The 13,273-nt window shown below is 67.7% G+C and carries 3 protein-coding genes; 1 reads left to right on the top strand and 2 read right to left on the bottom strand.

Features of this window, described 5'->3' with window-relative positions; genetic code table 11:
- Positions 1-70 precede the first annotated feature (70 nt).
- Positions 71-8,695 (top strand): hypothetical protein, encoded by an 8,625-nt coding sequence (locus tag AC5JDC_RS20140; RefSeq protein ID WP_495844007.1) that lies wholly within the window; start codon positions 71-73, stop codon positions 8,693-8,695.
- A gap of 114 nt (positions 8,696-8,809) precedes the next feature.
- On the opposite strand, the gene AC5JDC_RS20145 is transcribed toward AC5JDC_RS20140, so the two are convergent.
- Both AC5JDC_RS20145 and AC5JDC_RS20150 read right to left on the bottom strand, forming a co-directional pair.
- Complete coding sequence (locus AC5JDC_RS20145) at positions 8,810-10,687, bottom strand: L,D-transpeptidase family protein (RefSeq protein ID WP_495844009.1); 1,878 nt, start codon at positions 10,685-10,687, stop codon at positions 8,810-8,812.
- A gap of 239 nt (positions 10,688-10,926) precedes the next feature.
- Positions 10,927-13,236, bottom strand: a complete 2,310-nt coding sequence (locus AC5JDC_RS20150; RefSeq protein ID WP_495844011.1) for a calcium-binding protein — start codon at positions 13,234-13,236, stop codon at positions 10,927-10,929.
- Between the last annotated feature and the right edge of the window lie 37 nt (positions 13,237-13,273).

Raw genomic sequence — 13,273 nt, forward strand, 5'->3', positions numbered from 1 at the left:
GGCTTTGCGAACGGGGCTTTCCCTGCCAGTTTCGGCTGGCACTGCGGCATTGGTACAGGGTAGTAGCGGCATGGCGAAGAGACCGACGACCTCGAAGCACCTCGATGGCGATGCCGCGAAGGAACTCGAGGATGCGCTGAACAACGATCCCACCGGCACCGGCGATCTCGACATCGCCGCGTCCATGGAGGATCTGGAGGCGCAGATATCGCGGGCGGCCGAGGAGCTGTCGCGCGAGAGCCGCGAGATGGATTCCGGATCGGTCAAGGCCGCGTCGCAATCCGAGGCCGCCGACATCGAACGCGCGGAGGACGTCAAGCCCCATTCGTCGCTCGGCCTGCGCCCGGTCGACGCGCCGCAGCCGGCCTTCACGGCCGCCAATGACGACAGCGTCCGCGATACGCGGCTGATGCTGCAGAGCCTGTCGCGCCGTTCGTCCTCGGCGATCTACTGGACCGTCGCCCTGCTGTCGCTGCTGTGGATCGCCGGCGGATTGGCGCTCGGCTACCTGCTGGTCGATCCGGAAATTCTTGCCCAGCCGTCGATTGCCGCCATACTCGAGCAGCCGGTCGTGCTGCTCGTCGCCGTCATCACGCTGACGCCGCTCATCCTGTTCTGGGGCTTTGCCGTCATGGTCCGCCGCGCCCAGGACATGCGCCTGGCCGCGCAAGGCATGGCCGAAGTAGCCGCCCGCCTCGCCGAACCGGAGAATCTCGCGCAGGGCCGCGTGCTCACCGTCGGCCAGGCGGTGCGGCGCGAGGTCGCTGCCATGGGCGAAGGCATCGAGCGCACGCTGGCGCGCGCCGTCGAGCTGGAGACGCTCGTCCACACTGAGGTGAACCAGCTCGAACGCTCCTATTCCGAGAACGAGGCGCGCATCCGCGCGCTCGTCGACGGCCTGGGCAGCGAGCGCGAGGCGGTGGTCGGTCACGCCGAGCGCGTGCGCGCCTCGATCACCGGCGCCAACGAGACGCTGAAGGAGCAGCTGAGCTCGGCAAGCGACGCCATCCGCGACAGCATTCTCGGCGCGTCGACAAAACTGTCGATGACCATCAACAATTCCGGCGACGCGCTGATCGACCGCATCAACGACAGCGGCAGCTCCATCTTCGAGTCGATCGGCAGCCGACTGGACGCGCTGAGCGAGCGCATCACCACCTCGGGCGAGGCCTTCGCCAGCCTGCTCGACACCCGCATCGCCACCCTCAAGCAGACGTCGGAGGATGCGACGCGCTCGCTGAGCGACCTGCTCGACGAGCGGACGTCGGGCATGGTCTCGCTGCTCGGCGATGCCGCCCGCACCCTCAACGAGGAATTCGACACCAGCCTGAAGGGCATCGAGCGCACCTTGGCCGAGCGCGGCCAGAGCCTGATCAGCGAATTCCAGACGCGGGCAGAGGCGCTCGACACGGGAACGGAGAAGCTGAACGCCGCCCTGGAGGCACGCGCCCGCCAGATCAACGACACGCTGGTCGAGCGCGCCACCGAGATCGCCGCCACCTTCACAGGCGGGCGCCAGCAGCTCGCCGACCTCATCGACGAGAACAAGAGCAAGCTGAACGCCGACATGGCCGAGATGGTGACCTCCACCTCGACCATGCTGGAGGCGCATGCGGTGGACTTCGCCGGCCGGCTGGAAGACGCCCGCTCCATGGCGGCGCAGGCCTTCGACGCCGACCTCGGCAGGCTGACCACGGCGCGCCAGGGCATAGAGGATGTCATCGACGAGCATGCGCGCAAGATCACCGAGAGCGGCGAGCGCATGGCCGGCGTGCTGCGCGCCGACCTGGAACGCTTCACAGCCGACCGCGACGAGATCGAGCAAGCGGTCGACGCCCAGGTCCGCAAGATGGCGGAGGGCCGCGAGACGCTTGCCAAGGCGGTCGAGGAGGACCTGCGCAGGCTGGACGAGTCGCGCACCCTCATCGACCTTTCGCTCGGCGAGCAGCTGCGCAAGATCGCCGAAGGCCGCGAAGGCCTCGAGCGGGCGTTGCACGAGGACGCCGAGAAGCTGGCCCAGAGCCGCACCAGCATCGACGAGATGGTGACCTCGCACGTCGCCAAGCTGAGCGAGGGACGGAACATCCTGTCGCGTGCACTCGAGGCGGACTCCTCGGTGATCGACGGCATGGTCGCCGCGCAGCTGGAAAAGTTCGCGGACGGTCGCAATGCGCTGTCGCAAGCCTTTGAAAAGGATTTGGAACGGCTGGAGACCATCGTCACCACCCAGACCGCCCGCATCGCCGATACGCGCGGCGCGCTGAGCCGGGCGCTCGACGAGGACGTCGGCAGCCTGGAAGCCACCATCTCGACGCAGATCGACCGGATCGACGCCAGCCGCAAGGGCCTGATCGAGGCGCTGCGCAGTGATCTCGGCGGTGTCGAGGCGACGGTTGCCGAGCAGATCGCCAAGATCGCCGAGGGCGGGCGGGCGCTGACCCAATCGCTGCATGGCGAGTTCGAGGACATCGAGCATCTGGTGGGCGGCCAGATCGAACGCATCACCGAAAGCCGTCAGGCGCTCAGCCGGGCGCTGGAAAGCGACGTCGAGACCATCGACGGTCTGGTCGTCAGTCAGGCCGAAAAGATCGAAGGCGGCCGCAGCGTTCTGTCCAAGGCGCTGGAAGCCGATCTCGCCAACATTGACGCCATGGTCGCCAACCATCTCGACAAGCTGTCCGAGGGCCGGCGCATCCTGTCGCGCGCGCTCGAAACCGAGATGGCCGACATCGAAGGCATGCTGTCGGGCCAGTCCGGACGGCTGGCGGAAGGCCGCGAGGCGCTGAGCCAGGCCTTCGCCTCGGACATGAGCACCATCGACGAAATGGTCGCCACGCATGTGAACAAGCTTGTCGAGGGCCGTAGCCTGCTCACCGCCGCGCTGGAGAGCGACATCGCCCGGATGCATGCCGCCGGCGACGTTCAGGCCCAGAAATTCGCCGAGGGCCGCGACGTGCTGTCGAAGCGGCTGGCCGACGACCTTGCCAAGCTCGACGAAAGCCGCGCCGGCATCGACGGTCTCGTCGCCGCCCAGGTCGAGAAGCTGGCGGAGGGCCGCGACATCCTCAGGCGCGCACTGGAGGCGGACCTGGCAAGATTGTCCGACAGCAGGGCCGAGATCGACGGCATTGCCGACAGCCATATCCAGAAGCTGGCCGAGGGCCGCGAGATGATCAAGCAGGCGCTTGAAGCCGACCTCGCGAAACTTTCCGAAAGCCGCACGGAGATCGACGGCATCGCCGCCGCCCATGTCGAAAAACTCGGCGAAGGCCGCGAGATGCTCAAGCAGGCGCTTGAGGCCGACCTCGCCAAGCTGTCCGAAAGCCGCGCCGAGATCAACGGTATTGCCGCCGGGCATATCGAAATGCTCGGCGAAGGCCGTGAGATGCTCAAGCAGGCGCTGGAGGCGGATCTCGCCAAGCTGGCGGAGAGCCGCGCCGGCATCGACGGGCTTGTCGCCGCGCAGGTGGAGAAGCTGGCCGAAGGCCGCGACATCCTGAAGCGCGCGCTGGAAGCCGACCTGGCGAAGCTTTCGGAAAGCCGCGCGGAGATCGACGGCCTGGCGACCAGCCATATCGAGAAGCTCGGCGAAGGCCGTGAAATCCTGAAACAGGCGCTCGAAGCCGACCTGGCTAAGCTTTCGGAGAGCCGCACGGAGATCGATGGCATCGCCGCCGCCCATGTCGAAAAACTCGGCGAAGGCCGCGAGATGCTCAAGCAGGCGCTCGAGGCGGATCTGGCCAAGCTGGCGGAGAGCCGGGCCGGCATCGACGGGCTCGTCGCCGCTCAGGTCGAGAAGCTGGCCGAGGGCCGCGACATCCTCAGGAGGGCGCTGGACGCCGATTTCCAGAAGCTTGTGGAGAGCCGTGCCGAGATCACCGGCATCGCCCAGGATCATGTCCGGGCACTGGCCGAAGGCCGCGAAGTGCTGAAGCAGGCGCTGCAGGACGACCTTGGCCGGGTGCTGGAGAGCCGCGCCGAGATCGACCACATCGCCGCCAGTCATCTGGACAAGCTCGCCGAGGGCCGCGAGATGCTGAAGCGCGCGCTCGAGGCCGACCTCGCGGTCGTGCAGGAGAGCCGCGCCACGATCGACGGCATCGTCGTCGACCAGGTCGAGAAGTTCACCGAGGGCCGCGACCGGCTCACGCGCGCCCTGGAGGAGGATCTGGCCAAGGTCCAGGACGCACGCGGCGAGATCGACCGGCTGGTCGCCTCGCATTTCGACAAGCTGTCGGAAGGGCGCGACGCCCTGAAGCTGGCGCTCGAAGCCGACCTCGACAAGCTGGCGGAAGCCCGCAGCGCGGTGGACGGTCTCGTCCAGGCGCAGGTGGACCGCATCGCCGAGGGCCGCACCACCCTCGCCGAGGCCCTGGAAGCCGACCTCACCAGGGTCGCGTCGGCACGCGAAGGGCTCGACAGCATGATCGTCGGCCATGTCGCCAAGCTGGCGGAAGGCCGCAGCCTGCTGTCGCGGGCGCTCGAAGCCGATCTCAACAAGGTCGGCGAAAGCCGCGACGTGCTCGATGAGATCGTCGGCAAGCAGCTCGACCGCATCTCCGAAGGCCGCGATATGCTGGCCCGCGCCATCGAGACCGACATGTCCGGTCTGGAGACGATCATCCGCGACCAGATCGCCAAGGTCGCCGACGGCCGCGAGATGCTGTCGCGCGCCCTCGAACAGGACATGGCGAGTATCGGCGGCATGGTCGACGGCCAGGTTGAAAAGCTGGCGGAAACCCGCAACGCCCTCACCGAGGCGCTGCGCGGCGACCTGGAGACGGTGGACCAGCTCATTGCCGGTCAGACCGAAAAGCTCGCACAGGCGCGCGGTACGCTGACGGACGCCCTGCGCGGCGATCTCGCCATGGTCGATCAGGCGATCGCCGGCCAGGCGGACAAGCTGGCCGAGGGCCGCGATGTCCTCGCCCGCACGCTTGCCGACGATCTGGCAAAGCTGTCCGAAAGCCGTGCCGGCATCGACGCGCTGGTCGCCGCGCAGGTGGAGAAGCTGGCCCAGGGCCGCGACATCCTGCGGCGCGCGCTGGAAAGCGATCTGTCCAGGCTGGGCGACGCACGCGGCGACCTCGACCGTCTCGTCGAGGCGCATGTCGCGAAGCTGGCGGAAAGCCGCGAAACGCTGAAGCAGGCGCTGCAAGCCGATCTCGCCGAGATCAGCGACACCCGGTCAGGCGTCGACCGCGCCATCGAGATGCATGCCGGCAAGCTGGCGGAAGGCCGGGCCCTGCTCGAGCGGGCGCTCGACGACGATCTGGCGAAGCTCGCCGAAGCCCGGGATGCCCTCGATCAGCTCGTGCAGTCGCAGGCGGCGACCATCACCGAAGGCCGCGGCGTGCTCGCCGAAGCGCTCGAAGCCGACCTCCGCAAGGTCGCCGACAGCCGCGCCGGTATCGACGCGATGGTTGTGGACCATCTCGGCAGACTGGCCGAGGGCCGCCAGAGCTTTGCGCAGGCGCTCGACACCGATTTGGAGAAGCTGGTCGACGCACGCCGCACCATCGACCTCGAAATCTCCGCGCATATCGACAGCATCGCCGGCAAGCGCGAGCTCATCTCGCAGGCGATCGCCGCCGATGTCGAGAAGATCGGCGAGGCATTCGACCGCCAGACCGGGGTCATCGAGGAGCGTACCGGCACGATGCAGCGGGCGCTTTCGGCCGGCGTCGAAAACGTGCGCGTGGCGCTGGAAGGCAGCGCCGTGGCCGTGGCCACCTCGCTGCGCGACAAGGTGATGGAGATCACCGCGGCGTTGCAGAAGGAGGCCGGCGACGTCTTCACCGATGCGGACCGCCGCATCGCCGAGCGCGCCGAGGAGACCTCGGCCGCGCTGCTCGCCCGGGCGAACGACATCGCCGACGTGTTCGCGCAGACCGACCAGCGCCTCCTCGCCCGCACCGGCGAGACCGCCGACACGCTGTCGGCGCGCGCCGCCGAGATCGTGCAGAGCTTCGCCCAGAGCGATCGCCAGCTGGTCGAGCGGGCGATGGCGACGGCCGAGACGCTTGCCGCCCGCGCCGCCGAGATCGGCCAGAGTTTCGACAAGGCCGACGGCACCCTCTCCCAGCGGATCGCCGAATCGGCCGAGGCTCTCAACGCCCGGACCGCGGAGATCGGACGCCTGTTCGAGAACGTCGACGAGCGCATCGTGCTGGGCTTCGCCAAGGGCGCCGAGACGCTGGATGCGCGCACCGGCGAGATCGGCGCGCTGCTCGAGACGGCCGACCGCAAGTTCGCCGAGCGTATCGAGAACGGCGCGCAGGCGTTCGGGGCGCGCGCCACGGAGCTGGTGCAGGTGTTCGAGAACGCCGACCAGCGTCTCACCGCCCGTGTCGGCGAGACGGCCGGCCAGTTGGCGGCGCGCGCCAGCGAGATCGGACGCATCTTCCATGATACGGACGAGCGGCTCGCCGCCCGCGTCGAGAAAAGCGCCGACATGCTGGCCGGCCGAGCCGACCAGTTCGAAAAAGTGTTCGAGGCCGCCGACCAGCGCATCGCCTCGCGGGTGGACCAGACGGCAGAGTCCCTGGCGGCCCGCGCCGTCGAGCTCGGCAGCGTCTTCGAGACCGCCGAGGAGCGTATCGCGGCCCGTACGAACGCCGCCGCCGACGCGCTGTCGGCGCGTGCCGTGGAGATGGGCGAGGTGTTCAAGGAAGCCGACGAGCGGTTCGCCGCCCGCGTCGGCGAGAGCGCCTCGGTGATCGCCGCGCGCGCCGAGGAAGCGGCCAGCGCATTCTCCTCCGCCGAGGAGCGGATCGGCGCCCGTGTCGCCCAGTCGTCCAAGGAGCTGGAAATCCGTGCCCGCCGGATCGAGCAGGCGTTGTCGGCCGCCGACCAGCGCGTCATGTCCGGCGCCGAGGCGGCAGCCGCGCATGTCGATGCGAAGCTGTCGGATGCGGAGAGCCGGCTCGCCGGCAGCGCGGAGGCGGCCGCCGGCCGCGTCGGCGCCGCCCTGGCCGACGTCGAAGGCCGCATGACCGCGAGCGCCGAGGAACTCGGCCGCAGGATCGGCGAGCATGTGACCAGCGCCGAGGAGCAATTGGTGTCGCGCGCCGGCATCGTCGCCGACACCTTCTCTTCGGTCGGCAAGCATATCGGCGACAGCACCAACGACGCGGCGCGTGCCATCGCCGCCAGCACCCGCGAGCTCAACACGCTGATGGCGGAACGCTCCGCCGAGATCACGCGCGTGCTCGACGAGACGGCGCGGCCGATCGCCGACAAGCTCGGTGCCGCCCATGCCGAGCTCGAAAAAACCGTCGAGGAAGCTTCGGAGCGCGCCGCCGAGAAGCTGCGCGCCGAGAACGCAGCGCTTGCCGAGGCGCTGGCCAGCCGCACGGCCGAGACGCTGGCCGCGGTCGACGGCGCCCGCGGCAGCCTCGCCACGGGTGTCAACGAGCTGATCGGGCGCATGTCGACGTCGAGCGCCAAGCTCGGCAAGCTGATCGAGACGGCGGCGGAAAACCTGTCGAAGGTGGAAACCGATCTCGGCAGCACGACCGAGCGCTTCGCCGCCTCCACCGAGAAGGCCGCGCTCACCTTCGCCAGTTCGGCCCGGCTGGTGGAATCCAACACCAGCCGCCTCACCGAACTGTCGTCCGGCACGCTGCGCGAGGTTGCCTCGATCGCCACCCGCTTCGAGGAGCACAGCCGCCTTCTCACCAGCGCGTCGCAACTGCTGAGCTCGGCCCAGAGCAATCTCGAGCACACGCTGGAGCGGCAGTCGGCACTGGAGGACCTCGCGGTCGGCCTGGTCAAGAAATCGGAGGATCTCGAGACCATCATGAAGTCGTTCGAGAACCTGGTCGGTGGCGCGCTCGACAAGGCCGAGGGCCGCACGCGCGAGTCGACGGACAAGATCCGCGCCGCCATCACCGACGTGGTCGAATCCGCCACCAAGCGTTTCGCCGACGCCACCGAGGAGATGCGCCGCACGGCAAGCGCCATCAAGGGCGATCTGGACGCCACCCGCGCGGAACTCAAGAAGGGCGTGCTCGACATGCCGCAGGAGGCCAAGGAATCGACCACCGCGATCCGCCGCGCCGTCGGCGAGCAGATCAAGGCGCTGAAGGAACTGTCCGACATCGTTGCCAAATCCGGCCGCACCGTCGATGTTTCCGACAAGTCGTCGCCGACCCCTCGCCGGCTCGTGCCGCCGGCACCAGCGGCCGAGCGCAAGCCGGAGCCGAAGATCGATCCCGCACCCTCGCGCGATGAAGACGCAAGGCCCAAGACGGGCTGGGTGCGCGACCTCCTGAGCGGCGCGGCGCGCGCCGAGAACGAGGACGGCGAGGTCGCGCTGCAGCCCCGCCCCGCCGAGCGCAAGGGATCGCCGGTCGCCGCCTCGCTCGGCTCGCTCACCGTCGATATCGCCCGGGCGATCGACCAGGATGCGGCGCTGGAGCTGTGGGCCCGCCACCGGCGCGGCGAACGCGACGTGTTCACACGCCGCCTCTACACGCTGAAGGGGCAGCAGACCTTCGACGAGATCCGCCGCAAGTATCAGGCCGACCGCGACTTCCAGGCGGCCGTCGACCGCTACTGCGAGGATTTCGAGAAGCTGCTCAAGGACATCTCGCGCAACGACCGCGACGGGCGGCTGGAGCAGACCTATCTCGCCTCCGACACAGGCAAGGTCTACACCATGCTCGCCCACGCGGCCGGCCGGCTGCGCTGAGCAGCGGCGTGAATTGGGGGGGTAACCCGCCTCCCCGACCGTGCCTCACGAGGATCGGACGGATTGCGCTACGACTGACGTCGACGGCTGGCCGAGGGCCGGCGACGCTCCGGGTCAGCTTCCCGGCGCCCGCACCGCTTCGGTCGCGTCGATGGCCAGCCTCACCCGCGAGTCGCGATCGTAGACGTCGTCGAAATATTCGACCGTGCCGGCGGGCGTCGGCCAGGCGGTGAAATAGGCGATATAGACCGGCACCTTGGGGGTCTTCTCCATGGAATGCCCCTGCTTCAGCTTTGCGGCGACATGATCGACCGAGGTGCCGAGCACCGCGGCGGCCATGCCGCGCGGGTCCTGCAGCCGGATGCAGCCGTGGCTGAAGGCGCGGCTGTCGCGCTCGAACAGATGTTTCACCGGCGTGTCGTGCATGTAGATGGCATGCTCGTTGGGAAACAGGATCTTCAGCTCGCCGAGCGCATTGGCTTCGCTCGGCGTCTGCCGGATCGTGTAGGGAACGTTCGCGCCGTAACGCCACCAGTTTACCGAAGAGGACGGGATGCGCTTGCCCTTGCCGTTGAACACTTCGTAGCCGGCGCGATCGAGATAGCCCGGATCCCGGCGCAGGCGCGGCAGCATCTCGTTGACGATGATCGACTGCGGCACGCCCCAGTAGGGATTGTAGTCGACCTGCTCGATCTCGTCGTAGAAGAAGCTCGTCTGCGTCGCCGCCGCGCCGATGACGACGCGCGTCTTCAGCGTCTCCGTTTCACCATCGATATAGGCAGCGGTGAAGGCGGGCTGGTTGATGAAGACGCGCGGGCTGCCGAGTTGCGAGGGCAGCCAGCGCAATTGCTCCAGCGCGACCTTGACCTTGCCGATCCGCTCGGCCTTCGACGTTCCGACGAGGGCCCGGACGGTCCTCGGGCCGACGACGCCGTCGGGCTTGAGGCCGGCGCGCTGCTGGGCGGCCTTGATCACCGGCACCAGGTCGCCGGTATAGACCTCGCTTGCGGCGAGCCGGGCCAAGGTCTCGCGATCCTCGCCGCCCAGGGCGCCGGCATCGCGCGCGATCAGCGCCAGCAGCTTCGGCAGCTCAGGGCTTGACTGGCCGGGCTTGAGCAGCAGCCCAGGATCGACCGACACCGTATCGTCCTGCACCGTCTCGAGCGCCTTCAGCTCCGCTTGCAGCGCACGGTATTGCGGGTTCCGGGGATGCCGGGATTCGAGATAGGCGCGCGGTGCGTTCGTCCGTGCCAGGATTGTGAGCACGCCGGCGAGATTGAGCGGCTTAGCCGGAAAGTCGTGGTAGCCAGAAATGCGATTGGGATCGATGCGTCCCCGCGTGGCGTCGCGGACATAGCGAAGTGCGCGCGCCGACAGCGCCATCTCGAAGCGGATGAGGTCGCGGCGACGTCCGACCGGTTCGGCCGACAGTGGGAAGCCGACCTGGTAGTCGGCGGGATCGAGGCCGTGCCCGGCCGCCTCGGAAAGCACGCTCAGCGTCTCGAAGGCGCGCGCGTTGGGCTCGGTCCCGTCGATCCAGATGAAGCTCCGGTTTTCGGCATAGTAGGAAGAAAGCGCGGCGGCGATGTCTTTTTCGGCGAGCAGCTCGAACTCATCCAGGCCGGCAAGCGCCTCGTCGAACCGCAAGCCTGTCGCGGCGGCTTCGTGGGAGATCGAAACGATCGGCGTAGCCACATGGGTGAGCGACGAAAAATCGACTGCCACCAGCGGCTCGGCCTTGTAGGTATAGTAGCTCGGCGCACTGATCTGCGGCGCCGCTTTTGCCTTGCGCAGGGAGGCGGCCTGGCGCCGGTTTTTGGCTTTCTGGACCGTCTTCGTTTCGTTCCGAAGCCGCTTGGCGGGAGGATTTGCAGGGAATTCCTGCTGGCGGGCTTGCCTCGAACCCCCGCCGAACAGTCTTTCGAAGAAACCTTGCGCGCTGGCTTCGGGCACGCCGACGGACAGACTAAGCGCCAATGCGGTCAGCGACACGAACGATGTCCATCCCGGCCTAGACGTCATCGCTCCCCCCAATGCTGGCTCGCTGCCCGACCCGCACGATAGCACAGGCGCCACCCAGGATTGCACCCTGTTGTCCCGCCTGTCGGTCGACGATAGCAAGTCATCCCGCCGAGGTTAAGATAGCGTGAACCGCAATCGGCCGGCACGGGTCGGCGCCGCCGATCCGTACCGCCTTTCCCGTGCGTCAGCACCGGACTCGAGGAATTCGCTCAGAACACCACGAAGTCGGCGTTGGTGAGCGAAAGACCGGGCGTCAGATTGGCGAACTGTATGCCCGTGAAGTCAGTCCCGCTGCCGTCGGCATCGTAGAACAGCGCGCCGGTAAGCGTGTCGTAGACGATGCGGGTGGCGGCTTCCGTCGCCACGCCGGTGTCGTTGATCAGCAGCGCCGCGGCTGCAAGCCGCCCTATCGGTCCCGCCGCCGCGAAGATCGCGGCATCGAGCCGGATCGTGTCGTCGGCGACGTTGAAGTCGGTGATGGTGTCGACATTGTCGGGACCGAGTGCCGTCGAGAAGACGAAACCGTCCTTGCCGCCAAGTCCGGTGAGCGTGTCGTTGCCGGCCTTGCCGTCGAGCCGGTTGGCACCGGCGTTGCCGACGATGATCTGCCCTTTCTCGTTTCCGGTCAGATCGATGTTGGAGAGGCCGGTCGAGCCATTGGTCGTCAGCTTTTCGATGTAGGCGCCGCTTGCCAGCGCATAATCCACCGCGGCGGCGACATGATCGATGCCACCGCCCGGCGAATCCTCGCGCACCACGTCCGCCGCGTCGTAGACCCTGTATGTGTCGTTGCCGGCGAGGCCGCGCATCAGGTTGGACGACAGGATGTTCGCGCCGGAATTGCCGATGATCTCCTGGTAGAAGCTGTTGCCGGTCAGGTTGATCCGGCTGGTACCGATCGAACCGTTGGTGGTCAGCAACTCGATCTCGCTTTCGGGCAGCAGCTCGTAGCTGACCCTGGCCATGACTCGATCGAAGCCTTCGCCCGAACCCTCCACCGCCAGGTCGCCGGCGTTGTCGACGATGTAGAAATCGTCGCCGCGACCGCCGAGCATGAGATCGGCGCCGGCGCCGCCGTCGAGCCGGTCGTTTCCGTCCAGCCCGAGGAGTTGGTTCTGGTTCGCATTGCCGACGATCAGGTTGCCCAGTTCGTTGCCGACGCCGATGATCGCCGCCCCGGCAAGGGTAAGGTTCTCGAAATGAGCGCCCAGGCGGAAATCGACGGAGCTGATCACCAGGTCGGTGCCGGCGCCATCCTCCTCATTGAGCATGTCGTAGATGTTGTCGACGACGTAGGTGTCGTCGCCGTCGCCGCCATCCATGATGTCGATGCCGGGCCCGCCGTCGAGAAGGTCATTGCCCGAGCCACCGGACAGGTTGTCCGAGCCGCTGCCGCCGAAAATGGTGTCGTTGCCGGCACCGCCCTCGATCGTGTCGGCTTCCGACCCGCCGTCGAGCAGGTCGTCGCCGTCGTCGCCATCCAGCGTGTCGATGCCGGCACCACCCTGCAGGACATCGTCGCCCGCGCCGCCGTCGAGCAGGTCGCGCCCGGCTCCCCCATAGAGCGCGTCATCGAGGGCGCCGCCGGTCAGCGTGTCGTTGCCGGAGCCGGCATGGAACTCGATGCGCTCGATCTCGGTGAGGATGATCCGTTCAGCGATGTAGTTGACGTAATAGGGATCGGTCAGGTCGAGCTGCAGCGCGATGGACCAGTCAGAGCGGTCGACGAAGGCGAAATCGACGCCCGCGCCGCCGACCAGAGCGTCAATATCGCATCCGCACTCGAGGCCGGTGAGGCTGAACAACTGGTCGTCGCCGTCGCCGCCATCGAGCAGGTCGGCACCGGCGCCGCCGTCCAGGATGTCGTTGCCCGCGCCGCCGTCGAGGGCGTCGTCCCCGTCACCACCGTTCAGGGTGTCGTCATCCTCGTCCCCATAGACGTAATCGTCACCGGCGCCGCCGGCCAGAATATCGTTGCCGTCGCCGCCATAGATGTCGTCGTCCCCGTCACCGCCGTCCAGCGTGTCGTTGCCTGAACCGCCGTCGATGTCGTCGAGCCCGTCACCGCCGTTCAGGATGTCGTTTCCTGTGCCGCCAGTAATCATGTCGTCGCCGCCGCCGCCGTCCACGGCCGCGGTACTGTCGAAAGTGGAGATGTCGTCGTCCGAGTCCGAGCCGAAGAACGAATGACTGTCGGTGCCGAACAGGATCCGCAGCGCCTCCGTCGACGAAGTCGTCAGCCCGGCCAGGACATCGAGCAGCGATCGGTCAAGGCCGGTGGCGGCAACGATCAGATTGCCGGACAGGTCGAGCACGTTGAAGCCGGTGATGCTGCCCCCGGCCGGATCCGTGCCCGAATAGGAGAAGTCGCTGCCGGTCAGTTGGAAGATATAGCCGGAAGTGCTGCCGACAATCTCGTAGGTCGTCGCGTCGGCAACGCCGACAACGAAGATGGCATCGAGCATATCCTCCAGCGCCGGGTTGAATGCCTGAAAATCGGTGTTGGTGATCGTGCCCATGCGGCCCCCCTTTGTCCCATCCCGCTCTCTCCATCGC

Source organism: Kumtagia sp. (assembly GCF_059502445.1).

Excerpts from the sequence above, each read along its gene's own strand:
- AC5JDC_RS20140 (WP_495844007.1), top strand. The coding sequence starts at position 71 with ATGGCGAAGAGACCGACGACCTCGAAGCACCTCGATGGCGATGCCGCG.
- AC5JDC_RS20150 (WP_495844011.1), bottom strand. The coding sequence starts at position 13,236 with ATGGGCACGATCACCAACACCGATTTTCAGGCATTCAACCCGGCGCTG.